This is a genomic window from Mesorhizobium dulcispinae (assembly GCF_033977345.1).
In the GTDB taxonomy this organism is placed as follows: Bacteria; Pseudomonadota; Alphaproteobacteria; order Rhizobiales; family Rhizobiaceae; genus Mesorhizobium; species Mesorhizobium dulcispinae.
The window spans coordinates 1-24,662 of the sequence record NZ_JAVIIY010000004.1 but is presented as its reverse complement, the minus strand read 5'-3'; the positions used below and the strand labels follow the sequence as shown (position 1 = coordinate 24,662).

Below are 24,662 nucleotides of genomic sequence, written 5' to 3'. Positions count from 1 at the left end.
GTTAATTTGTCTGCTTTGTCGAGCTCTGCAGGCCAATTGCCTTCTTGGCATTATTAGCAGTGCGAACTGCCTTATGCAGCTGGAGTTTGTCTACCGACCTTAACAACAGGTTCATTGACTTTTCCAGGTCTTTTGCGGTTCCATCCTCGGGAGATACAGAATTGGTCACTTCAATTCCCGATGCCAGGACATTTGCTGGAACGCCTGAAGAGAGAACTGCTATACCCAGTGCGACAAACGCGGCTAACGATACTGACGCGCCAAATATCCGCCAATACCCGGGCGAGGCGAAGTCGACCTCGATATTTTCTACACGAGCGTCACGAAAATGCTGCTCGGTAAACGCTTCAATGTCTCCTATGCTCAGTGGGCTACCAACGTTCCGTGAGACGACAGCATGGGCTGAGACAAGGAAAGCAATAAGGTCGCTTGCCCGATTTAAGACGACGAAATCGGCAGCATCATACTTATCCGCGCTAACGACACTGCTTGAGTTTCCTTCAAATATATAAGAATCGTAAGCATGCCTCAGCAATTCATCGCTGTCTCGATCAATTTTGATTTCTCGAACCGCAGGAGGCTTACCGATCCGTCTTTCTAGTCGGATCGAGATTTCTTTTCTAGGAACCACATTAAGCCACCTCACTTTCCTGAAAGGGACTTTTTGTGAAGCCAGTCGATTACCATCATAGATGTCAGAAGCACTGAAATCTGAGGCGATCTCACCAAATCTGATGACCGGACGATACAGGCCGTCGTAGCTATCCCGGCCGGGAACTATCACGAGGTCGCCCTTTTTGGCTCGCCCATATAGCCGGGCTACACTCCCGCTTAGGGTTTGAAGATCGGACTCTTGGAACGTTCCGTCATCGTAGTCCTTTGTAAGCTCGCTGGGTTGTTGACTCCCCGTTGTTTCGGCGTGATTCCGTAGCGCGATGGATCGCCGAATTGCGCGTCGAACATTGCCTTTGGAGTTAAGACTAATGTCTCCCAGCCGGAGATAAGGCGCTTCTAGGAAGACAATATCGTTCTGAACAAATTCGTCATAGTTGACCCGCGCCCTTCCAGCATGAACAACAAAAGCGCGTTGAGACGGCAAAACAAGTTTGGCCGCAATATCGAACTTCATGCCGAGCCCCACTCCCCAAGTTTCCTATTCCGTTTAGATCAGTTGCGAATCGCAAGCAAGGCGCCCGGAGCGCTTGTACCGGACTTGGATCCGTTAGTGGCGCTGCCTGGTCTAGAGTGGAGGCGATTTTTCCATAGCGGCGTTAATAAGAGCATGCGGATCGGTGCCGATTGCCCTGGCAACAGCAACGAATTCCGCCACATCGAGCCGACGTTCGCACAATTCAAATTTTGAGACGACGGTCTGGCGCAACCCTAGCCGCCTCCCCAGTTCGGCTTGCGTGAGGCCCGCATCCTTGCGAGCCTGCACCAGCAGTTCAATCATTCTCCGGTAGAGGTCGGATCGAAGTGAGGACAATGGATGCGCCAGTTCAAGGACCAGCGCTTCAATAAAACCCGAATTTTGAGTACCCCAAATTAGGGTATTCTGGCATGCTCGCCCGACGGGGATTCGGGGCGCATGAAACATCAGTACGTCGGGGACATCAGCGACTACCGGAAGTATGCACTGCTGCGGGTGCTGTCGTGGGGTGGCGTCAACCGCATCGGCGTATGCTGGATGCTGACGCCTTCAGACGGAAGCTCCGACGGCGGCAAGCTTGCCTATCTCCAACAGCCTGACCGGTACCGGCAATTCGATCCGCAGCTTTTCGATATCTTGGCGCATGCGGCCGATGAGCCTGATCGGCGCCGGCTGCAATCAATCGAAGACAGCGGCGCTATAGCGGGCGCAGCCTACTTCAACGAGCTTTTGCCCGACGATGCAGCGGGGCGCACCGGTTTCATGGACCGTTGCTCTTCCGCTTTCGAACGCGCCGATGTCGTCTTCTTCGATCCGGACAACGGTCTGGAGACATCGCTGCCGAAGGGGCGCAAGAATTCCTCCAAATACCTCTACCTGGACGAGGTGGCCCGCTTCTACGGTTCTGGGAAATCTATGCTCGTCTACCAACACTTTCCCAGGGTGGAGCGGCGGGCCTTCCTTGCCTCTTGCATGGAGCGTCTGCGAAGCGTCGCGCCTGACGCCCTGGTCTGGACATTCACCACGGCCCACGTCGCCTTCTTTCTGGCTGTTCACCCAGAGAGCCCCGCCCGACTTGCGGCGGCAGCCACCGAAGCATGTGGGCTCTGGGACGAGGGCTTTATTGCCGGCCGATACGGCGGCTCGTCGCGCCACGCGAGACCGATAATTGACAGCGAAATTTGCGCGTGATTTTTCGAATAATTGCGCAATTACAACAGGTTAGATCATGTCTCAGGTTCTTCGAATTGCTGCCTATGCGCTTCCAGTTCTCACTCTCTCGGCCTGCGCCGGCACCAACACCATCCGCACCTCACAGAATACCGCGATCGTACAGGCGAGCGCGGCTCCGGTCTGCGGCGGCATCGGTGCGGCCAGGGTGGCGCAGAAGCAGGCGGCGATCGAAACGATCAAGGCCGGCTACGATCGCTACATCATCGTCGGTGCTGCTGCGGCGGACAATGTGCAGGTCGCGCAGCTGCCCGGCAGCTATCAGACGACGGGTGTGGTCAGCGGCGGATATCTCAACGCCACCACGACCTATCGGCCGGGGCCGACAATAATCTACGGCAGCCATGATCAGAACTTTGGTATCCGCATGTTCCATGAAGGCGAGCCCGGTGCCTCCAGCGCCATCTCCGCGCGCGACGTGCTCGGCGACAAGTGGCAGGAAATGGTCAAGACCGGCTCGGTAAGGACCTGTGCGTCGTAGGCGAGCGCGCACTGGTATTCAGATGGCCTCGAATCCTTTGCACATTCGGATGGGTCCCATCGATACCGCCTGCACATATCTGTTTGAAGGGGGAGGTTGAGCAGGTCCGCCCGAGAGACGGGGTATATTCGCGGCTGGTCAGGCAGACGGGCGGCAGGGCGCAGCAGGCTGGGGTAGGCGCGGAGCTATTCTGGTTCCACGGCGATGTAGTCGACGGACTCGCACTCGCCGAATTCTTCCAGTGCCCATTCGATTTCGGCAGGATCTAGCTTCATTAGCACTGCGGCCTGCTCCAGCGGCAGCCATTCCTCGCTGCCGGTGCGCTTGTCCCTGACCATGATGTGCATGACTGCCTCCTGTCCAACAGGACAGGAAAACACGGCGCGAGTCCGCGCACAATTATCTGCGTAATATCAGATAGTTAGGCGGTGCCAGCGTAGTGCAGGCCTGCCACATGTCGCCCCTGTGGCAGGGGCGGCCACGGGGCGCGTGCTGCGGCCGGGCGGGCCACGGGGCCGGGCCAGCCAGCCAGCACCCACGGGGACCATGCGCCGGTGGCGCGGCGGGGCCATGCACCGGCTGGGGCTACCCGCCGTAGGCCCGGTCGAGCGCCTCAATGGCGGCGCTGCCGTCACGAACCGCTTGGGTGTAGTGACCCAGGGTCACGGTCGGGTTCGCATGACCTGCGATCTGGGCGACCAAGCCTATCTCGATACCCTGCGCCTGGAGGGTTGAAATGAATGAGTGGCGCGCCGAGTGAGGAGTCACATAGGGCAGCTTGAGCCGCTTAAACGCTGGTGCCCAGTAGCGCTTGCGGAAATTCTGGTAGAGCAGCGGCCCGCCACCACCGAGGCGGGGCTTTGGCCATTCCTGCAAGCGCCCAGGGCCGGGGAACACGCGGTGCAGTTCCTTGCCCTTCCGGGGACAGCGAACGCGCCACGCCAGTAGCATCTCTCGCAGAGTCGAACTCATCGGAACATCCCGCGTGCCCGCTTCGGTTTTGGTCATCTCGGTCAACGAGCCGTCGCGCTCCTGAATGCGACGAATGCGGATCACGTTCTTGTCGAAGTCCACCTCGGACCAAAGCAGGCCCAACTGCTCAGAGGGTCGGGTGCCGGCAAGGAAAGGGAAGGCGTAGTAGATACCGCATTCAGCGTGGTCCCTGGCCGCCAAAATGAGCCCAGCAATATGTTCGGGTGTCAAAATGGCCTTCTTGGGCTTGTGTCGCACCCTGGCGAGCCCGGTCGGCATGGACGGCGCGCGGATCGAGAAGTCTTCCTCAGCCAAGGCCAATATCGACTTGAGGTGGCTCTTGGCCCTGTTGGCTGTGTAGGTCCCGCACTGGTCGACGATGGTCTTGTGCCACACCCGGATCATGGCGGTGTTCAGGTCGGTTAGCTTGATATCACCTAGCAAATTGATGAACCGGGCGCCCTGTGGCGCGATGCCGGTCTCGGTATAGTCGGCCCGCTCCTGCGCAGTGCCAATCAACAAGGGTCCACGGATCGCCCCGTTGGCAACTACCTTGTAGCCCGTCAGCGTCGAGGCCTTCACCTTGCCTTCCTTGTCGGTCAGCCAATGGTCGATGGCCTTACCCACAGTCGGCGCTGTCCGCTCATCAACGTAGCTCCCCTCGGCCACCTTAAGAAGAAGTGCATTCCTGAAGGCCTCGGCATCCTTTCTCCGGTTGAAGGCACGGCGGCGTCTTCGGTTCAGCTTGGGATCCCGATACTCGCAATAGTATTGATCATAGTGGGCAACCTTGCCGTCCTTGAGCTTGCGCCGACGGGTCGTGTGCGTGATGGATACTCTGAAGTCGTTCATACTTGTGCTCTCGCTAGGCAAAAAACGGCCAGGAAAACACGCACCGGTAACCCGCACAATTAATCGCGAATTGTGCCTTAGAGCCGCCAAAGCGGTCCGAATCGTAACCAGCGCGGTAACCTCAGCCCACTGTCGGGAGACGAGGCCGCGGTTTCTCGCGGCCTCGGAAATTTCGGATTCCTCGGCCACCGAGGTTGAAATCGCAGTCCTCGAGGCAGAGTGGCGCTGGTGCGGCTGGTGTAGCTGCTGGCCGCACCGCTCGGGCGGTGGACCGCCTGCTGCGCCCTGCTACGGCCCCCGCCATAGCCCCCTAGGGGTGCAGGGCAGCGCCACCGGCACCACCAGCGCCACTCGCACAGCCTCACCAAAGCATTTTCGCCATCCGATTTGGCTCGGGAGTGTGTTCAGTCTGCTCGATCCAGATTCGAACAGGCTTGGCGCGATTGGTCCGCTGCATCAGCTCGACCTTGAGCCCAATCTCGGCCATCCCGTGCGCGAGGCGCTGAAGCATATTCGACAGGTGCGCGGCCGTCTGTGGCAGTTGCGGATCGAGCCGCTCATGATGGCCCCGCAGTTTGTCGTGCAGGTCGCCCATCGTCCCTTCGTAGGCGCGCTCGGGTCCAAGGGCGTCCAGCAGCTTGAAGATCGCCAGAACAAGAGGGTGGTTGATCGTGTTCTCGATCGTAATCTCCTTGACGCTCGCCTCAAGCGCTCCCAGGAACGTGCCTTCCGGCAAACCCGTTGCCGGTTCCGCGGCGGCAAGCCATTGGGCAGCGTCCGCCATCCTGACCGTCGTGGGCGGTTCCACTTCATCGAAGCGGCGTAGTGCGTCGCCGACGATATCGAACAGGCAGCCAAGGATTCCGGGCAGGATTGCTTCGAACTGAGCGTTGATTGCCTTCTCGGTGCGGCGGGTGCCTTCCGGCATCGTCGGCAGCTTAATCGCGATGGCCCGGTCTAACAGGTCATGCTGGCTAGCGAACTCGCCAATGCCATTGATTATGGCGGGGCGAGCATTCTTAAACATCCGCTGCTCGTCGTCGGTGTAGTATTTGCGAGTGCTGAACCCACCGCCGGTTAGCATGGCGCAGATGGCATCCGACAAATCCCACCGTACGGCAGAGGTATTGTCGTAGACCAACAGCCAGGCCATGGCCGCCTGGATCGCCAAGGTATGCTCGTCCTTTGGCAGGCGGAACTTCTCCAAAGTGTTCGGGTCGATAATGCGCTTGATCAGCTCGCTGATCTTGCTTTTGCCGCTGCCGTGCCCGCCGCTGAGCAGAAGCACCATGTAGGGGTGCGTCGGCCTCAGCGCGATGAGCAGGAATGCGAGTAGCAGAACCCAGCTTTTGTCGTCGCGTTGGAGCAGATCGCGCAGGTCGTTGAGGCTGCCGCCACGCTCGGGAATCACCTGCACCCCGAACCCATTGGGACGATAGAACCTCACCGGTGCATCGTTTACGAGGACCCAACCGGTCGGCGTGATCTTTACTAGGGTGCCGTCAGGCTGGCCAAGGTCATAATAGACATCGCTGCCGTGCCCAGCGACCCGCACATGCATCTCTTCCTCCGGCGACATGAATATCGCCTCGGCGTCCATGAGGTCGATTATCTCTGCAACGCCCTCGCGACTAATAGTCTTACCTGTCGCATGATGGTACTGCAGCCGGATATAGCCCCTCATCGCCTCCGACCGAATCGGGTAACAAACTGTGCCAGTTTCCTGGCGCGCTAGCGCGGCAAAGCCGACCTGCTGTGGCGTATGGAAGAGTTCCATTCCCACTTCGCGGACCAGCTTGAGGCCGATATCCACGGCGGAGGGCTTCTTGTCAGGCGACTTCAGTGATCCGTAGCCTTTCTTGAGACTATCCGCGATCATCCGAGGGATTTCCTTGAGCGTATCGCCAGAATAGTCGACGGGCAGGTAGCCTGCCGCGATCTCCGTGATCCACTGAGGGTCCTGCGTGTACGGAACAACTTCGCCGACGAAATGAAGGGCCGTCATATGTGTATCGCCGCCGGTCATGAGGCCGGCGGCGTGGTTGGTGCTCAAAACGGCTTCGACCAAGCCGATGGGTATCTTGGGTGCGGTATCTTCCATGTTTCAAGCCTCGATGATGGGGAGTTCGCGGTAGTCGACCTCAAGGAGAGGCCGGCCAATCCAGCGATATGATTGCTCGGTGTCGGGATGGATCGTCGGCGGAAGGACGAGGAAGCGGTTGTCGCACAGGATCTCGCCGATCTTCGCCCCACCCTCGCCCTTGACCTTCAGGGCCCGATACTTGCCATCGCCGCTCAGGCGAACGAGATAGGCGATGCCCTTCGCGCCGATCCGGCCGCTTGGTGGATTGCGGAGGAGCGCCTGCGTAACCCGCATGTAGTCGTCGCGATCAATGTCCACCGCCGCCAACTTCGTCCCGTCAGGGAACGGTGAGCCAAGAACCAGGCCGATGCCCCAATTACCGTGGCTTTCGAGCCAGCCGTCCAGCTCCCCGAGCTTGCGTTCGGGATCTGGAATGTTCCATTTCAGAAAGGGACAGGCCTTCGTGCCGGGGCGAACCGGGCGAGGCCAAAAGCCTGCTCTCCGGTATAACGGCGCGAGATCGCCGAAGGTGCGTGTTTGATCAACCATCACGCACCTTCCGACCGGACGGTCACGACTATCGACTGATCGTCCGGACCGGCCTCCACCGTGAACACAATGATCCGCGCGCCCTTGGCGATCTGCAACAAGTGCGGGTGGCTTTGCGGCTTAGCATGGAGATAGGTGGGCGGCGTCAACCAATCGATCGGGTCGTCGTAGTTGGGCGCGGAAAATGACTTGCGTGTCATTCGACGCCGCCCTGCCGGCAAGAGTCGACGTACGCCACCACCTCGCTCAGCCTGACCAGCTTTCTGCCAAAAGGTACGTAGGCCGGAATGCTGCCGCGCTTCACCGCGCGTTGGAGTTGCCAATAATGCAGCCCAAGCGCCTCGGCTGCCTGATGAAGGGTGAGCAGCCTCTCGGCTGTAGTGCCCGGCGCGCTATAGCGACCGGGAACTTGAAACATTGTGTCCATCTGCGTTGTCCTTGCAGAGGGAACGAATGACGTGACGGCACGCGAATGCGGCCGCGCACACATCCGCTCCCGACCAAAAATCGGGGTGGAAATGTGAGCAGCCGTAACGAGTAGCGTTAGGGTCTTAGTGTGGTTCTAGGAAACCACCCGGTGTTGTGAGCCAAGCCCCTAGAGATGAAATCTCCGGTTCAGTGCGTCATTGAGAACTGCCTAGGATGCTCTCGGCGCAAGGTCTCCCCGTGCTTTGATCGCCTATCGCACAAAAATGCTGCCGGCACAATATCTGGTGTGCACTGGTTTGATCTGTACCACGGAGTGTGGCCGTTCGGCTATGCGGTAAGGGGTCGCGCGCCCGCGTAGCTGCGCCGCTGCTGCACAGCCGAGGTACGTGCATACGGTAGGCACCAAGGAAACATCGTATCCTCAAGTGTAGTATCATTTGGTTACGACAAACCCGACCCCATTCTTCTCCAGAAGGGTCAGGTAGCGGAAAGGGCTCTCTCTCTCGACCTTTCTTACTTTGACAACAGACTTCGCGGCATGGAACGCAATCCCAATGGCCGATCCGACAGCTGCGCCCGCAAGCGACATCGCACTGACGCCGACAAAGGCAGTGTCAGCCACTTTCTCAATCAGCTTCTCAGGCTGATCCAGAAAGTCTCCGCCAAAAATGCTCCGTGCGTAGGTCGAAAGATTTGCGCGATCGTTCTTCCACTTTTGCAGAATGCTCGCTGCTAAGTCACGGAGACGTTCCTCTCGCCTGGTTTTGTCAAGCATCAGCTGCGGTAGCGATTGCGCTGCGTCTTCTAGCGCTGATTTGAAAGCTGCGAGGGCGTCCCACTCTTTATTCAGTGCTTGGATACGCTCCGGCGTTAGCTTGGTCACATCGCAGCGCTGATAAACGATCAGTTCGGCTAGATCGTTGGCGCCCGACTTCAATGCCTCCTGTCCGCCACTCAAGCAAGCGTCGAAAATGGACTCTTTGGGTTGATGTATCAGTCGGCCGAAAATTTCGGGAAACTCTGTAACAAGAGTTAGTCCCTCGTCCTCGGCACAGGCAAAAGCAAGGGTCGCCATTACGGCACGGCCAAGTTCTGGACTCATCTCAACATATCCGTGCGAATGGGGATTTGTTGGCATCCATGCCAGATTCTCGGCGCGTAGCATCTCAGAAAGCTCAAGTATAATTTTGCTAGGGTGCAGTTGGAATGCCTCTCCTTTTGCTCGGTCGTCCCAAACGGAATTCTGCACTAGAGCAGGTGCTTCTGTTGCCCTTCGTCCGAACCGGTCGATGAAAGAGTCCGCGTCTTCCTCAAGGCGCTGTCGAATCTTTCGGATTAGATCCAACTGCGCTTTGTAAACGTTGGCGGAGTTGAGGTGTGCGCGGCGCAGCAACGGGCCACGACGGCCAATGAGCTCTGAAAATCTCCTGATCTCTGGGTCATCTAAAGGTCCGCCCCAGTCCGGGGTGATCCGAACAACGTGAGGGAACACGAGCAAAGTTCGTTTTAGCCAGTCAACACTCCGGACCCTGATGTATGGATAGTTAAGAGCGTCTACATCAGCAGGCATTACTCGCTCCCGTCTCCCCTCCGTTCAACACAGCGTCTCGCACGCCAACCCATCTCCATCACGGTCCAGCTTCCCGCCCCACGAGCAGTTGTGCAGATACCACTGTGCCTCGTCGCATGAACTGATCTGAGAGCAGTACCGTCGCGGCTGGCAGGAATAGCCGCTCTGAGCGACTTGCTTGCGGTTTATGGCGCCAAGCGGCTGGCTCCTCGGCGCAGCAGCATCAGCGTGCTCTGCGCGCCAATCCCACGGCGCTTGAAACTTCCCGACCCACAATCCGAGCTTTGCCGCCTGTGCCTTCGCCTGTTGTTTGGCGTAGGCGCCGTGGCTGTAACGGGGCCAATCAAGCGCTTGGCCGTGCTCGACCATCCAGCCGGCCACGCTGGCGCCGTCAGCACGCCGACAGTCGCCGACGAAGCGGTCATAGCGGTCCCAGGTCACGAACGCGCATTGCACCGGCCTCGAGGCCGCCAGGAACGAATCCAGCGCTTCGGCCGATCGCCGGCCGCAAGGATATTCGAAACCTTTGGCGTCGTCGCAATATTGGCGGCTCTCCGGCGCGTCGATGCCGTTGAAGCGGATCCGCTGGTCGTGGACTTCGATCGTGTCGCCGTCGATGACAGAAGCGACGCCGGTGATCGGTTCCGGTTTGGGCACTGACAGATACGGGGCCGTGATCTCCTGCAAGCCTTCGCTGTGCTTCAGCACCATCTCAGTTGCCAGCGCGCTGGCTGCGGCGACAGTCACAAAGATCAGTCGTCGGGGCACGCTCGCCCACCGCAGCGCACGTGAGCGCTTTGCGCCGCTGCGCTTCCGCCACTGTTCAGACCGATTATCGTGCCGTGATCTGTCCAAGTCCCTTACCCCGCCGGAAAGAATGCTCCCAAATAACTATGAGGTCTAGTTGGTCGAGCGTGTAAACATGATCCACGCATTGTTTTGAAGCCTCGGCCCGTGCTCGACGAGCAGCCATGGACCACAGCCACAGTGCAAGGTCAGCGCCGCGAGCCTCGCGTGTCGCTGTAGAACCTCACAGTTCGATCCACTAAACTGCGTCCGATGAAAAATAGTGAGTCTCTGCTCCCAACTTTCGAAACGCCAGAGATTCGGCCATATAGACCGGGCGAGCCCACGGTCTCTTCGGCACGATCTGCGTTGATGGCGCGCGTGCGCGGCGCGAACACCAAACCTGAGCTTATCGTGCGGCGGGCTGCCCACGCATTGGGCTACCGGTTTCGGCTGCATCGCCGCGATCTCCCGGGTTCGCCGGACCTTGTATTCCCGCGCCTAAGGGTCGCGCTATTTGTCCACGGTTGCTTTTGGCATCGGCACGAGAATTGTCGACGCGCAACGACGCCAAAGACGAGAACTCTTTTTTGGTCTACCAAGTTCGAAGCAAACGTGCGTCGGGACCAACGTGTCGTAGCGGAACTTGCGGCATTAGGCTGGAGGTCCGAAATTATTTGGGAATGCGAAACTATTAACCCGGAAAAGTTGCGGGTTGAGCTGCATAGTCGATTGGGGTCGTCTAGACTGTCGCGAATAAAGGGGGGCAACCATTGAACAGTGATTCGGAAGCGCCTACGCAGGAGATCAGTGGCGCAGCCCAAGGCATTGAAAAAACCGATTCTGGTGAAGGTCCACCCGGAGACAAATCGGCGGAGTTGAGCGCCCAGGCTCCGGCCCTGGAGCGCCTCAATTCACTTTTCGCGGACCTGATGGACCGCTTCTCAAAGAAGGGGCTCGGAACTTCTAGTATGGGGAAGTTCGACCCCATTCGAAAATGGCTGGCTGAAGAACTGGGCCTGTCCGACTGGACCAGACAAACGTACGCGGTTGGGTCTTCGACCGCTGCTCACAATTTCAATTCGAGGTGGGTCCAGAACAATCTTATCTCTGGGAATCGAGTGCCATTTGGCGCAGCCTTTCTGACTGTGCCCGCTGACCCTAACGAGGCCAAGCTGCTCGCGTCCGCCTTGAATGCAAACGAACATTTTGTCGACGGATCGCGCGCCACTTCGTTCGAAGCAGTAATGACCTTCATCCAACGTCCGGGTGAGAAATCCGTGTCGCCCTACCGGATTCAGACCGTCGCCGGAAGCGAGATATCGGAGAGACTCCTAAAGCTGTTCCCGGGGACGCCCGTAGTTAATGTGGCCTGGAAAGGTAATTCTATCCCGACGTCCGGGGCGTCAACACCAAAAGTAAAAGTCGAAGCCGCCCCGCTTAGCCCAGGTATGTTGACCGAGTTGCACAAGGCATTCGAAGAGGCGAACTACCAGGCTTCTGACGATCTTGCGGCTCGGGTGATAAGCTCCTTGGCCGCCAAGCCGTTCTTGCTTCTCGCTGGTCTCTCGGGCACGGGAAAAACACTCCTCGCTTTAGCGGTGTCCCACTGGCTTGCCGCTGGGACCGACCAAGTACAAATTGTAGCAGTCGGTGCGGACTGGACGAGCACCCATCATCTCATTGGCTACCCAGATGCGCTTGATCCGAACAGGTACGTGCGGACGGCGGGGCTCGAATTACTGCTCGCCTCCGCAGGAAATCCCGACTTGCCGTATTTCCTGATCCTAGACGAAATGAACCTTTCACATGTCGAACGATATTTTTCTGACTTCTTGTCGTCCATGGAAAGTAGACAGGCTCTGATATTGCACGGTGGTCCCAACGATCGGGACGGCGTGCCGCATCGACTTGCCTTTCCTCCGAACTTGTTCGTCCTTGGGACCATAAATGTTGACGAAACTACATATATGTTTTCTCCTAAAGTTATTGATCGCGCGAACGTCATTGAGTTCACCGTCAGCTCGGCGGCAATGGAGGCCTATCTCGCTGGTGAAGCAGACTTTAGTCCCGCCGCCATCCGAGGGCTCGGCGCTAGTTTCGGGGCAGCGCTAGCTAGCGCTGCCGGAGGGTCGGCAGGCTTTGAGGACCTTGAGGATACGATCGCCAAGAGTTTTCGGGAGGGACTGTTGCGATTATTTGAGGTTCTTGACCGGGCGGGTCTACAGTTCGGCTTCAGGACTGTTCGGGAAATGGTTCGGTTCTTCGTCGTGCATTCTCAAATACACGGACAAACCTGGAGTCCCGTCGCCGCTTTCGATGCGCAACTTGCACAGAGACTTCTACCGCGATTGAGTGGCGACGCTGTAAAGCTCCGTCGCCCTCTGATAGCGTTGTTGGCCTTCTGCTCTAGCTGGCGGGCAGGCAGCAGTGTGGTGCCAAGCCTGGCGCAAATCGAGGAACTGATTTCAAAGTTAACCGCACTCGAGGCTGAGGCGCTCCGGAAGGAGTGTATCGAGCTACAGAGTGCCTACCCGCTGACCGGAGACAAATTGGCTCGCATGCTGAGACGCCTTGCGGAGCAAGGATTCACAACGGCGATCGAGGCGTAGCGACCGGCTGTGCACGCTTCCGTTACGCTTCCTTGTCGTGCACCAAACGGAGACCAGCTTGGCGAGTTGACTCTGTTCGATAGACGCGGTCTCGCAACTTTGGATTTGAACGATGACCTCAGCATCTCCGAGCTGGGAGAATACTTTGTGCGTTTTGTGGGCGATTCAGCGCAAAAGTTGCGTTGGGGGCCACCAATAGAGTCGCTTCCGAATGAAAGCGACAGTGAGATGTTCGGCTTGCTCGGTCGCCCTTCCGGGCTCGGCGTTCTGCGGTTGGAAATCACTGGACACGACGGCGAGCTGAGGTGGCGTCGGGATCTAGTTGTAAGACCGGCCAAATTCGAGGATCAGGGCGCTTTTGAGTCGATGATGTCGGACCTATGTAAATGGCGGACTGCTCTTGCATTGGACTTGCATGGGCGATCTTCCGCTCCTTGGGTCTGGTCTGATGCCACGTCCGCCCTGGCCCCGGAAGAACGGTTGATCGTGTTGCGCGCCGCTGTCGAGGACAATCAACTTTACGACAACATCGAACGAATCGAACGGTCCGCACTTGTCCGATTACACCGAAGCCCGGAGTTGGTCGCCATCGGTCGGGAAGAACCGGATGCGTTCCACCTTAGTCGGTTCATAAATGGTCCCGGCGCGAGAAGGCGGATACCTGCTGGCCATCCATTGGCGGCAAGGGTGCCGTCAATACCTAGCGAACTGCCGCCAGCCCGCAAGATCGATACGGTTGACACCCCAGAAAACCAATTTGTCAAAGCCGTAATCCGCCATTTTCGGCGGGCAGCGGCAGACGCTTTGCGCGAATTGCCCCATTATCGGAACAGTCCCTTGGTCAGGTGGGGTATCGACGCCGAACATCGGCTGGGGCGGAGCATTGCATCCCCCTTTTTTTCGAGAGTTTCGTGGCCGGCGCAGGTTTCTTTGGGCAACCCCGCACTCCAGGGGAGAGCTGGATACCGTTCAGTGCTCCGGGCCTTTCTGGACGTTCGAGCTGGCTTTTCGATGCCCTGGGATGAACTTCGTTCGGCGGTGTTCGGTGAAACACGAGACGTCCCTACGCTGTACGAATTCTGGTGCCTTGTGAAGCTTCGTGAGGCGCTGGAATTGGAACTGGGGGCACAACTGGATCTCAATCCCTTTTTAGTCACGTCCGGCCGCTTGTCAGTCCGTCGCGGTGCCGCAAGCGTCAGTCAGGCTGCGGTAGTGTTAAATGGCAAGCAGGTAGCGCTGACTCTCCATTACAATCGGACGTTTCAGCCGTTAGCTGAAGGCCAATCAGGCGGGTTCGAAACGCATGGCTCGGGGCTTGGAACATGGTCAAAGTCGATGAAACCCGACTTTACCGTTAGTTTGTATCCTGCAAACCTGACTGAAATCGAAGCTGCCAACCAGAAGGTTCTGCGCATGATCCATTTCGACGCTAAATATCGGATTACCAAGCTTCCGCTAGCCGATGAAGTGACCCACGTGCCTGATGATGTAGATAAGATGCATGCCTACGTCGCGGCTATAAACCACAGCTGCGCGGCGTACGCCCTTTTCCCTGGGTCAACAGCTGAACTCTTTGCCGCTCCCACATCGCTGAGCGCGGTTGGTGCCGTTCCGCTAGCACCTGGTCAATCAGAATTGGGTCCAGCTCTAAGGCTCATTCTGGAAAGGGCATCAAGGCATTAGCCTCATCTGCCCGATGCCTAAGCAGCTCGCCGTTGCCTCTCGTCGTACTCGGTCCGCGTGATGTGCACGCCCAATGACTCGATGAATTCTGGAGACCAAGCGATTTCGACGGACAACATTGCCCTTGAGCGAAATCCGCGCGTGGCCTTCACCGATAGCGGCTTGAGCGGCGAAGCGAGAAAGCTTGCCAACGACGGCGCGGCGCTCGCGAATGGCCATTCCGAAATGCGTACACCTCGACGAACACCTTTGACACCCCAAGCCGCCTTGGGCCATCGAGGACCGTCGAGTGGCACGTCTTTCATTCGGTCGTGCGATCCGGGATTTTGAAGGCGCGAACCTACCCATTTGGCCATCGGAGGACAAACCGCATTGCCAATCAGCCGCCAGCGCGCACTTGGTCGCGTGTTAGGCTCATTCAGTGCTGGCTCTGTCCATCCGCTATCGAAACCCTGCAAGCGTTCAGCATCCTCGATTTGCGGTGTACCGAAAAAATCTTTGGCTGAAAGCCAAATCGCCGGAGGCGACGGGATTCCGAGTCCGGACCCTCCCTTAATGGGAGGAGTAGCTTCACGCGCCCAGCCCGCGCCCATTTTTCCCATCGTCCAGTAGAAGCCGTACGCCGGACCAATGGTAACCCGGCTCGGTCGGTCTTCAACGTGCCGACGGTCGTTTTCATCCTCGAACAGAACATTGCGGGGGTCTTCCTTACGGGAGGCAAGCAAGAGAACGCGTTGCCTCCTCTGCGGCAATCCAAAGCTGCGAGCATCGACGACCCGATAGGCCCAGTCATAGCCCTCGTCTTCAAGAGAGTCTGCTAAGGCGCGCATGCCGGCGCCGCCGCCAAGCAGAAGCATGTATGGGACGTTCTCTATCAGGAGCCAACGGGGCTTTCTCCGCGTATTGCGAAGTAGCCGAAAAATCTCCCCGACCAGCCCCGACCTCCGTCCCTGCAGTCCGGCTTTGCCGCCAGCGAGGCTCAAGTCCTGGCAAGGAAAGCCAGCTGTTAGAATCTCGCACGGCGGCAGCGTCTTCAGAGTTCTCACGTCGTCGTGCAACGGAACTCCTGGAAACCGGGCGCTCAAAACAGCGGTAGCGGCAGGATCAATCTCGCAAAACAGACCCGTCTCAAAGCCATGCTGCTCCAACCCGAGTTCAAGGCCACCTATGCCCGAGAAGAGACTAACTGCGGACATTATCGAAGTAACTGTGTGGCCACAGCAGCCATCGCGAGAGGAGGGACTGAGTTGCCGATCATCTTTTGCAATTGTGTACGTCCGGGTTCGCCAAACTTGAAAAAATCAGGAATAGTTTGAAGCCGCGCTGCTTCATGCGGAGTTAACGTCCTTGGTCGGAGGGGATGAACAAATCTCCCTTGGCCAGTTGAGCCAAACCCAGTGGTGATTGTCTGCGACGGTTGATCCCATCTCATTCGCCCATACACCGACTTGTAGGAGTGGTTTTTCGTGCGATGACAGTTAGGACGCTCTGAGTCGGGCAGGTCGTAGAGATCATTCTCAAAGAGAAATTTAATTCGACGCTCGTTCTCCGGTGCGTGGATGGCTTCCGTATTGAAGACATCGGATACACTCATCTCCAGCAGATCCTCAATCGCCCACCCAGTTGGCCGATGCGGGCGTGCCATTTCTGCCAGTGAATGACCGACATCATGGGGTTTGCTTAGAGACGCTACCAACATGTATCGCCGGCGCGTCTGGGGCACGCCGAGCAATGCGCAGTCAACGATGATCTCCTCGACGTTGTAGCCGAGCAACCTAAGTTGGGTTGCTGTTGCGGACGCCGATTGCAGTCGGTCGTGGCGCACCCCCTGTACATTCTCAACCACAACAAACTCGGGGGTAAACAGCTCTGCAAAGCGCGCCATCCTGGTGACGAGGCCGTTCCGGATGTCGTTTCTCCGAGTGTGATTGTTCAAGTCGGAATGGCCCTGGCATGGCGGCCCTCCCAACAAGACATCTATTCGACCAAGCTTTGCAATGAGCTCCCGTTCCTGACGTGTAGGCAACGCACCGAGATCGCCATTGAGCACTTGTTCCAGCGCCCCCGTCAGCACGTGAGTGGGGGCCAAGTTGCGGGAATAGACATCTGCCTTTGCAGAGTCCAACTCAGCCGAAAATTCGAAACTAACCGGGATTTGCAGTGCTCTACACGCTTCAAGGAGACCTAGAGACATAGCGCCAGCGCCCGCGAACAAATCAGCGACGCGAAGTGGCGCACCCGTGGCGACGCCGCCCGGTGTTATGATCGATCTTAGCCAAGATAAATCAAAGTCCGCCGCGAGGTCCCCGCTGAAAGCAGTGCGTCGCACTGACGATTTCGCAAGCGAACCACTCCTACGGCGGACATGTTTATTGATGCTGTCGCCTTCAAGGCTGAACGAGAGCACCCCACCACGATCTGGAGAGGAGAAATCGTCGGCGGTCAAACCGAGCCGCAACTGAATGGCGGGGGCCAAGCGGGTCTCTCCTGCGAGGCCCGGAGTTAAGCGAATCAGTGAGACCTCACGGTAAGGTTTATGCAACTGTGTTTCGATCTCAACCAATTTCGAACGAGACATCATTCGCATAGGCACCCCCGGTTGGCCGACTCACGAATCTCCATTATACGGAACATAACGGGAACGATGCAAGTATAGTCGTACCTTGATTGTGGACACCCGGTCACCGTGCGGTTACCGACTCGCTCGTTCGATCCGGTCCGCTCGGGCCTGACGCAGTCATCCCTATTACAAAATCAGCAGGGCTCCGAGCATTCTAGCCGCCTTCAGCCCTGGGCCCAGGAGGCTATCCGAGCGTACTCAGCTGAAATGAGCGGTTCCCCCATCGATTCTGCGGAAAAGCTCACTCATCCCATTTCCGAGTGGGTTTTGTTCGGCGGCTTTGCGCTTGGCCCAATCAAGCCATTCCCGGACGGACCTGCCACCCACGGCATCATCGTCGGCATATGGCGTCGCCTCCAACTCTGTAATGAACTGGGCAACGGCCTGGGTTGTCTTCCAGGTCGTCGCCGCTGCCGTGAAGCGCGACCATCTTTCCTCTTCCTCTTCGGCGAGACGTTGTAACTCTGCCCTCCGTGCCGCTTCTTGCCGCCACTTCTCTCGTTCCTGCTCCTGCTCCAAGTGCCAGGCCTTCAGGATCGAAGCTCCCTCAAAGAGGCGATCGATTATTCGCGGAAGTCGCTCCTCAAGGGGCCGACGATCGCTTTCAAGGTATTCTTCGTTATAGGGACCTCGGAGATACGTCTTAATAGCGAACACCAGGTAGCCAGTGCCGACCAAATCGGTCCGAAAACCCCGCGAATAATAGAGCTTCTCGCTGTCGGGCACCGCGACTTTGGAATGCCTCATCTTCTCACGAATCTGGAATTCAATCTTTTCCCCGTCGATCGCCACGCACTGGTTGCCGTTCCCGCTGTCGGAGACAGACCCGCCGCGTGCTTCAAGCGCTTTGAACGTCGCATCCAGCAAGCGATGGCGGCGTCTGTCGAGCTCGGTCCATGCCGGGGGTTCGCGACCATATGGGTCTCTTCGATCGCGCCGGTGGCGTTCGCGCTTTTCAAGCCAACCCGCTATAATCGGATGGGGCTTGAGCAGGCGCTGCTTGACAACAACCTGCCCATCATCGCTTGGCTTTACCTCCTCAGGTTTTGCCTTGACCATGGTCCTCTTGGGCTTGGCCGCAGGGATTTCGATCGTTTCGTGTTCGTCCGGCGGAAGAGGCTGAATGGAAACCGGCATCCCGAGGGATATTCGGGTCCAGTGGCCGGAGCCAGGATATGGGACATTGTGCTTCTTGCAGAGAACGGACAGAGCAGTGCCCGAAATGCCAAACTCCGGCGCCACCTTGCTAAGAGGCTTCTCGCAGACAAGACGGTAGAGTTCGGAGCGGGTGATCTCCATAGCGGTCTCCCAAGACGATGGTGGCTGGAGCCGCCAATGAAGCACAGGAGCCGAAGAATGGCAGCCTTCGTATCCCGCAAATCACAAGCCGGCGCCGCGCGGGTCACCACGAGGTTACTGTTTCGCTGTTTCGCGGCGGTTCATGCCAGTTTCACAGGAGTATCGTTCCGTTCAGGAACCGCCACCCAGACGAATACCGGAAGAACGGGCACTCTTGCGTACTGGAATGAAATCGACGATATTCTGATCGAATACATTAACGTCGTAATTTTTGCCTTGCCAAAACTGGGACGACAAAGCGATTTCACGTCGCGTGGTGTTGTGCTCTACCCGTTCTTAACCTGCGTGCGCTGTTGACCGGAAATCAGTAGCAGGTCACGAGCAGGTCACCTCCGAGGTTACGCAGCGCCTATTCGGGCCAACTATCTCCGCATTTGGGGAGGGCGGCAAGCCGGTCCTAAGAGCAAATCATTGAGCGCCGCGGCGGTGATTCCAACCTGGCGAGTGTTGTGCTCTACCTCGATCTTTGAGGGCTAGCAACGATACCGCAACTCGCTTCCGCCGTCGCTGTCGGATTACCGCGCGGTAGAAGATCGGGTCGCTCACACCGTATTGCGGCACAGTTCCGTCGCCGAAAGCTCGGCTTGTTGCTGCTTCCGACGATCTGCCCGTCAGAAAATCTCGACCGCTTGACTCCTGTCTCCTCCTACGAGGGATAGGTAACCTCTAGCCGAGGACATCTCAGGGAAGCACGCAGTCGCTAACATCTTATTGGCTGTTTCCCTTTCTAGCCACCACCACGCGTTCGCACCTGAATTACAATCTATTCCGCAGGAGCCCCCTTCTGAAGTAATTTCTTCAAATCCCCGACATCGATCTTTTCAAATTTTCCTTGATTGCGCTCAAGGTCTCGACCTAAGCCCTTGGGAGTACTTGATGATATGCTTTTGACTCCAGGAATTTTTGCCAAAACACTTGAACAGGATGTGGCACAATAACCGGGAGACGAGCCTCCAACCTCCTCGGCCCATTTGATTACGTCCGACTCCTTCACTTTAGGGTCAGTTACTTTATAGACACTTACGTCAGCACCATCCTCGAGTTGGCTCTGCAAATATCCTAGAGCGTTTTCTTTCGCTTGCTTCCCTTCAATAAGCCTACCAGATCCCATGTCGGTTTCGATTGGCCTACCGCCGGAACGGTAGTCAAAATCTTTCGGCCTGAATGAACCACCCGGGTCATAAATAAAATTGTTACCCTCTTTCGCATCATAACCGATTATTCCAGCGTGAGTTCCGGTTATCAACGAGGGCAGGAAAAGAAGTCCGCCTTCTTTATTCCGATTAATTACTACGTAAACAGCCCGTCCATCATTATCCCAATTAGAGATAGGATTATCCCAGCCATATGAGAAGCTCGCGTTATTTGATGGATTGAATATTCCTCCAGCATGGTCTCCGCTCAGATATTTTTGGCCTGCAGGATCAGGACTGAGCCATATCGCTAGGCGAGGATCATAATAACGCTGGCCGAAATATCCATATCCCGTGTCCCGATCGCGCTCCTTCTGAGCGAATCCGATGTCTGGCGCGCGCCGCAGGGATTCTTGTAGCGGCGGATCGTAAAGTGATTGCGCAATAACTTCACCAAACGGAGCATAGGTGTTCCGGCTTTGCAGATATCCCTCATGTTCACCCTTACGAACTTTTGCCGTTACCGCAGTTACACTCCCGTCAGGCAGTTCACTCTGGTAGAAATAGGTCAAGTCGTATGACTTCTGAGGCGTGTTGGTAAACGCCACTGTTCCAATTCGTTCCGACCCGGCGGCTAGCTGAATGTATGCAGGACCGTCCCAACGTTTGCTAAAGTAGCGTGATGCATAGATCTGAAGCCACCCGTTCGGATTGGCCGCTGTTATTCCTTCTTGTTTGACAACGCGAGCTCCTGAATAATCGTAGGAGTAGCGGTTCGATATCGCGCCGTCAGCACCCTCAATTTGAATAGCCGACAACTGTGACTCGGGAGTCCAGTCGAGGCGACGAACCTCCGTAGAACTTCCGTTGCTTTGGCTGGTTGAACTCTCGAGAGCTCCCCACGCGTCATAATTTTGGGTAACTCGATTATCTCTAGCCCAGTCAATTGCTTGAGGCGCATCAACCGGCTTCCAATCCGAAGATCCGGCGAACTGCGGATATGTGTATTGACGCGCTCCTTTCATCGTCAGGCGGTGACGCAAATCGTAAACATAGTTCTCTGTAAAGCCTGACAGCAGTTCAGTCCCTCGATCGGTCACCTGAGCATCATGCACACTTGCCACGCGATTAGCCGCATCATAGGTGAAGGCGAAATTGGCTAGGTACCCGTTTGCTGCGGGATTGCCGACTCGGTTCTGGTAACCAACTAGGTTGCCGCCGGCATCGTATGCATAGGTGGCAGCAATGACGGGGTCACCGTTCCAGAGTCCTGTGCCTAGAGCATTCAAGCGACGATCTTGTTGATCATAGGTGTAGTCAGTGATGGTGCCATCGCCGGTCCATTTCGCGTATTTGGCACCAAATTCGTCGTATGCGAGTTTGGCAACGTCGCGATTGTCAAGCGTAAGCCCAGCCACCTTCCCGGACTGGTCGTAGGAAAAGAAAATTGAATGCTTGTGGTCACAGAGGTAATCGCCAGGCCGACGGGAATTAATGCAAGCGGGGCTTGGGTGCTCAGGTATGACATCCTGGACATTCTCGGAGCGAAGGGTACCCCACGTGTCGTAGTTATTGCGAAACGCGAAGCGAGCGATCTCGTCTTCGCCATTGACGACTGACCGGAAGGTGTCAGTCACCTGTCCGAACACATCGAAGTTCCTTACTGAAAGCCCGCTCGCGTCGCGGATTGCCACCTGCCTACCCTTGCAATTGCGGCACGCGCCGGTGGCTTCCTGCAAAAGCCAATCGCGAACTCCTTTATGTGTGGTCCAAGCTGACCAATCCTTTGGAAAATCATCGTATGAGTAGTCGACGTCCAGATTGCTGAACGCGGCATCGTAGCGGACCCCCGTTACGCGGTTCGCTTCATAAAGGTATCGGATTTTTCTCGGTGCTACCGCCCGAACAGAGACAAGATCGCGGCCCGTGAGGTTGCCGAGGGGATCGTAAGAAACAATCTCGTCACCGCGGTTTGGATCAGCGAGCCGCGTGCGCCTGCCAAGAAGATCATACTCGGCCCGAATAACGTCATTACCTGCTGGACGGACAACGTCCGTCAATTGTCCGAGCGCATCGTATTGATAGCGTGTCTCGGCGAGCTGCGCCAAGCTGGCGGCCGGCGAACTCGGGTCTGGCATCCATTTGTCCAAGTCGGCTTCGGGCGAACTCTCACACTTTACCAGCTCCTTGGTCCTATCACTGCCCGTGGTTGATCCGGCTTGGTTGGAGACCGTTCCAAAAACCTTATTCTCAACCTCCCAAACTTCGCGGATCAGTCCTCGGGCATCTCGGTCTAGTGCTTGAACTCCGCACCGCGCATCTATTGCGATGGTCTGAACCCTGCTGAGATTCAGTGCAGGGTCTACTATCGTGCGGTACTTAAAGGTAATCTGGTTAGAATCTGGTAGGGTAATTTCTGTAACGCGACCTGTGCCATCGTAGCTGAAGCGAGCATGAGGCGCCGAGCTAATATCCGGCATGTGCAACTCGGTGACGATTTCATCGATCGGCCTCGTCCAGCCCAGATCCGAAATCGGTTGTGGATAGAACTCTTCGATCGAGCGCCCCAATCCGTCATAGGTCTCCCAACCAGAAGCGATTGCTGGTGCCTCGGTCTTACAAAGGCCCGGCAAACCCGAGCTTCTACCTGGATCGTCTTTAGAAGGCCTGCGGCCTCGCTGGAGGCATGCGGAGGCTTCCTGGTTGACTTGGATGGCCTTCCCATTTCCGTCCGAGAAGGTCGATTGCCATATGGCGGCCTTGTCGTCCTGGGCCGCACCCGCGGCATAGAGGTCTTCAAGCACATACTTCTGTGTCGTTGCGCGCCAGAGATCGCTAAGCGCAGCGGACGAGTGGAACGCGCTATAGTCGACATGCAGCAGAACGCTACAATCCTCATCCGGACCTGCCAGTTCCTGACAAGCAGTACGAGCCGGCTGAACAATGTGATCGCTCGTCGGCGCGCCCCAGTCAGAAACGACCGTGCGGACCCGTCCCCAGTTGTCGCGGTGAAATCCGAGCTTGTTGCCGTTGATATCAATTGATTTCCGCACCGCGCCATGACGCTCGTCGATCTCGGACCTCCAGTTGAATGTGGCCATTGCTCCAGTGGGAGAAGGTCCCCCTACATAGTCACACACTCCTTCATCTTTTTTCGCTGTGCCAGTGCCAACGAGATAGCCTGCAGCGTTCCGGGCCAGGTGTTCTTGCATTTCTGACGTGGCAGTCATCACGAACGGGTCGTCATGGTAGCAGCGGTAGGATTCGATCCGCTCACCTTGTGCGTTAAACGGACTAATCGAAACCTGGGCATTGCCGAACTCGTCGTAGGCAAGGCTCCGGTCGACAGCGATATCGAGTGGTCCCAAGCCCGCCTTGGCGGCAAGCACTTTGAAGGCTTCGAACGCGTCCGACCCAGAGGCCGGTGGCCAACTGGCATCAACAGAATCGCAGAAAGGAAGTGCCGGAGCGCTGTCGCCTAGTTTGACGGTAATTTTGAGGTACTGACAAAGCGTGCGAACGTGACCTGTCTGCCCCGTATAGGTGGCCTCTCGCAACCGTAGGATCGCGTCAGGGTCGAATACCCCATCAAGCCCCTTTTCAAGGCGCACGCGAACGACTCGATCGAGAATACTTGCATCCGGTTTAGGGCTTTCCGGCGAGATGGCTGGGCCTGTGGGTATCGCAGTATACGAAAGGTCCGCCCTGTAATCATCGACCGAGTCGTTGCCAGCCTCTCCAGAATTCCGTATCTGCCCGAGATCAGCAATAGTTGTTACGTTCCCGTTCTCGTCATAATCGTAGAGAACCGCCGAACGGACAGGATGTCCGGCCGATCCCTCGACCGTTACCTCTCGCACCATCCGAAGCCGGGCTGTGTAGCGTCGCGGAAGAGATTGCGCCCACAGATCGCCCTGTAGCACGGCCGCCTGTGAAGCGCGGTCCATGTCGACGCGCTCTTGGCAATCATCGTCACGGGACGATGCTCCGGTGCCCTGGCATTCTCCCAGAACGCTCGGCGCATTCGGCACCGGCGCCCAAATGTCATAGACAAAATCCCTGTAGTGGTAGGTGACGGCGGGACCAGCACCCGCCTGCGGCGACTGCACCTCTTCATGCTCCAGAAGACCCCTGACATAGATATCGTCATTGAGGTAGGTGCGATGAATTTTCCTCAAAACAGAGGTTGGAGAGGCACACTTCACTTTTCCCGTTACGATCTCGCAGTCCGAGCCGCTCTCGATGGTGTCGAGGTCTTTGAAGCCGAGGAAAGCCCTTTCATAGCGATCGTACTTTCCTTTTGCGTAAGCGACTTCGATCGTTAGACGATCGTCCCCATCGTCGGCTGTTGGCGGCGGATAGAAGCCGTCATCAATTTGGACGCGGCTAAGAGCCCATATCCCCTTGGGGTTTTCAGCTCCTTCGTTTCCGACGAGTGCGTAGTCGAGATGGAATTGGCTTCCAGAGGCGTTTGTTACCGTCCTGAGCTTGTTTTGCTTTCCAAGCGGATTGATGAAGTTCTGCGTTCCGTTTTCAGACGAGAAGCCAAACTTTGGAACGCCCGCGGACGTGTAACCTTGATAGAACCCCGGGGTGCTTGCAAAGTCCAGCAGCCCATCGCCGTCCAGGTCCTGCATTGCTATAAGATTGCGACCCAGCGTCTGGCCACCACGCACCCCGGGATTTCCGATAATATAGCAAGCGACTGGAGCGCAAGGGACCGGTATCGCAACCGTGGCACCAGCATCAATCGTGCTGCTTTCGGAAGCGGCAGTGTCTCGAAATGGCCATTGTTTTGGATCGATGGAGAGCACCGTTGGCCTTGTGGCAAATCCGCTGCCAGTGTTGACATACACCTCGAATTTACCTGCTCGAGGGATGACCAGATCGGCGAGTCCATCGCCGTTGATGTCGACAAGCGACTTACGGCTGAATGACCCGGTGCGGCTCAGCGAAACGCCACCCGACCATCCGCCATTGCCGTCGGTGTAGCCGAGCGTTGGCCCGAGGCCGCCCGCAGCATTTTCACTAGAAAGCGTGTCTGGCAATGGCCAAGATTTGGAAGCCGAGAAGCCATAGCCTAGTCACCTGAATCTGAAGTTCGGTTCATTGTCTTCTGGCAGAAACGCTTGACCGATGCGAGGATCTGGTCG

At 57.1% G+C, this 24,662-nt stretch carries 20 protein-coding genes; 6 read left to right on the top strand and 14 right to left on the bottom strand.

The features are described 5' to 3' along the window. Position 1: 1 nt before the first annotated feature. Both RFN30_RS10980 and RFN30_RS10975 read right to left on the bottom strand, forming a co-directional pair. Positions 2–1,129 carry a hypothetical protein gene (locus RFN30_RS10980; protein WP_320262107.1) on the bottom strand — a complete coding sequence of 376 codons (1,128 nt, stop codon included), beginning with the start codon at positions 1,127–1,129 and terminating at the stop codon, positions 2–4. Positions 1,130–1,240: 111 nt separating this feature from the next. Continuing rightward, the gene (locus RFN30_RS10975; protein WP_320262106.1) at positions 1,241–1,453 is read right to left on the bottom strand and encodes a helix-turn-helix domain-containing protein; all 213 of its coding nucleotides are present in this window, start codon (positions 1,451–1,453) and stop codon (positions 1,241–1,243) included. 135 nt (positions 1,454–1,588) lie between these two features. Between RFN30_RS10975 and RFN30_RS10970 the strand changes: the two genes are divergently transcribed. Both RFN30_RS10970 and RFN30_RS10965 read left to right on the top strand, forming a co-directional pair. After that, the gene (locus tag RFN30_RS10970; protein WP_320262105.1) at positions 1,589–2,341 is read left to right on the top strand and encodes a hypothetical protein; all 753 of its coding nucleotides are present in this window, start codon (positions 1,589–1,591) and stop codon (positions 2,339–2,341) included. Between the two features lie 37 nt (positions 2,342–2,378). Continuing rightward, positions 2,379–2,861: a hypothetical protein gene (locus RFN30_RS10965; RefSeq protein ID WP_320262104.1), complete on the top strand. Its 483-nt coding sequence runs from the start codon at positions 2,379–2,381 to the stop codon at positions 2,859–2,861. A gap of 185 nt (positions 2,862–3,046) precedes the next feature. Here the strand turns inward: RFN30_RS10965 and RFN30_RS10960 are convergent, their stop codons facing one another. The 8 genes from RFN30_RS10960 to RFN30_RS10925 form a co-directional block, all read right to left on the bottom strand. Beyond that, a complete protein-coding gene (locus tag RFN30_RS10960) occupies positions 3,047–3,208 on the bottom strand; it encodes a hypothetical protein (protein WP_320262103.1) in 162 nt (53 codons plus the stop codon). Positions 3,209–3,446: 238 nt separating this feature from the next. After that, on the bottom strand, positions 3,447–4,685 hold the full coding sequence (locus RFN30_RS10955; RefSeq protein ID WP_320262102.1) for a tyrosine-type recombinase/integrase: 1,239 nt from the start codon (positions 4,683–4,685) through the stop codon (positions 3,447–3,449). Between the two features lie 361 nt (positions 4,686–5,046). Beyond that, complete coding sequence (locus tag RFN30_RS10950) at positions 5,047–6,786, bottom strand: AICE element replication initiation protein (RefSeq protein ID WP_320262101.1); 1,740 nt, start codon at positions 6,784–6,786, stop codon at positions 5,047–5,049. A 3-nt stretch (positions 6,787–6,789) separates the two neighbouring features. Continuing rightward, positions 6,790–7,317: a bifunctional DNA primase/polymerase gene (locus RFN30_RS10945; RefSeq protein WP_320262100.1), complete on the bottom strand. Its 528-nt coding sequence runs from the start codon at positions 7,315–7,317 to the stop codon at positions 6,790–6,792. Then, the gene (locus RFN30_RS10940; RefSeq protein ID WP_320262099.1) at positions 7,317–7,517 is read right to left on the bottom strand and encodes a hypothetical protein; all 201 of its coding nucleotides are present in this window, start codon (positions 7,515–7,517) and stop codon (positions 7,317–7,319) included. The genes RFN30_RS10945 and RFN30_RS10940 overlap by 1 nt, the downstream gene beginning before the upstream one ends. Beyond that, positions 7,514–7,744: a helix-turn-helix transcriptional regulator gene (locus RFN30_RS10935; protein WP_320262098.1), complete on the bottom strand. Its 231-nt coding sequence runs from the start codon at positions 7,742–7,744 to the stop codon at positions 7,514–7,516. Before RFN30_RS10935 ends, RFN30_RS10940 begins: the two co-directional genes overlap by 4 nt. A 435-nt stretch (positions 7,745–8,179) precedes the next feature. Next, entirely contained in the window at positions 8,180–9,316 is a 1,137-nt protein-coding gene (locus RFN30_RS10930; RefSeq protein ID WP_320262097.1) for a hypothetical protein, read from the bottom strand. Between the two features lie 24 nt (positions 9,317–9,340). After that, positions 9,341–10,084, bottom strand: a complete 744-nt coding sequence (locus tag RFN30_RS10925; protein ID WP_320262096.1) for a thermonuclease family protein — start codon at positions 10,082–10,084, stop codon at positions 9,341–9,343. A 291-nt stretch (positions 10,085–10,375) separates the two neighbouring features. On the opposite strand from RFN30_RS10925, the gene RFN30_RS10920 reads away from it, so the two are divergent. The 3 genes from RFN30_RS10920 (at position 10,376) to RFN30_RS10910 (ending at position 14,397) form a co-directional block, all read left to right on the top strand. Continuing rightward, positions 10,376–10,879, top strand: coding sequence for a very short patch repair endonuclease (locus RFN30_RS10920; RefSeq protein ID WP_320262095.1), 504 nt, complete (start codon positions 10,376–10,378; stop codon positions 10,877–10,879). Continuing rightward, positions 10,876–12,714: an McrB family protein gene (locus tag RFN30_RS10915; protein ID WP_320262094.1), complete on the top strand. Its 1,839-nt coding sequence runs from the start codon at positions 10,876–10,878 to the stop codon at positions 12,712–12,714. The genes RFN30_RS10920 and RFN30_RS10915 overlap by 4 nt, the downstream gene beginning before the upstream one ends. Before the next feature lie 105 nt (positions 12,715–12,819). Beyond that, positions 12,820–14,397 (top strand): DUF2357 domain-containing protein, encoded by a 1,578-nt coding sequence (locus tag RFN30_RS10910; protein WP_320262093.1) that lies wholly within the window; start codon positions 12,820–12,822, stop codon positions 14,395–14,397. Positions 14,398–14,414: 17 nt separating this feature from the next. Here RFN30_RS10910 and RFN30_RS10905 read toward each other — a convergent pair whose 3' ends face one another. The 3 genes from RFN30_RS10905 to RFN30_RS10895 all read right to left on the bottom strand — a co-directional run bounded on the left by RFN30_RS10905 (position 14,415) and on the right by RFN30_RS10895 (position 18,316). Continuing rightward, entirely contained in the window at positions 14,415–15,593 is a 1,179-nt protein-coding gene (locus RFN30_RS10905) for a DNA cytosine methyltransferase (RefSeq protein WP_320262092.1), read from the bottom strand. Continuing rightward, positions 15,593–16,873: a DNA cytosine methyltransferase gene (locus RFN30_RS10900; protein ID WP_320262091.1), complete on the bottom strand. Its 1,281-nt coding sequence runs from the start codon at positions 16,871–16,873 to the stop codon at positions 15,593–15,595. Before RFN30_RS10900 ends, RFN30_RS10905 begins: the two co-directional genes overlap by 1 nt. A gap of 342 nt (positions 16,874–17,215) precedes the next feature. Continuing rightward, the gene (locus RFN30_RS10895) at positions 17,216–18,316 is read right to left on the bottom strand and encodes a hypothetical protein (protein ID WP_320262090.1); all 1,101 of its coding nucleotides are present in this window, start codon (positions 18,314–18,316) and stop codon (positions 17,216–17,218) included. Between the two features lie 57 nt (positions 18,317–18,373). Here RFN30_RS10895 and RFN30_RS10890 point away from each other — a divergent pair, with 57 nt between their 5' ends. After that, positions 18,374–18,673, top strand: coding sequence for a hypothetical protein (locus RFN30_RS10890; protein ID WP_320262089.1), 300 nt, complete (start codon positions 18,374–18,376; stop codon positions 18,671–18,673). 466 nt (positions 18,674–19,139) lie between these two features. On the opposite strand, the gene RFN30_RS10885 is transcribed toward RFN30_RS10890, so the two are convergent. Continuing rightward, on the bottom strand, positions 19,140–24,557 hold the full coding sequence (locus tag RFN30_RS10885; RefSeq protein ID WP_320262088.1) for an RHS repeat-associated core domain-containing protein: 5,418 nt from the start codon (positions 24,555–24,557) through the stop codon (positions 19,140–19,142). Between the last annotated feature and the right edge of the window lie 105 nt (positions 24,558–24,662).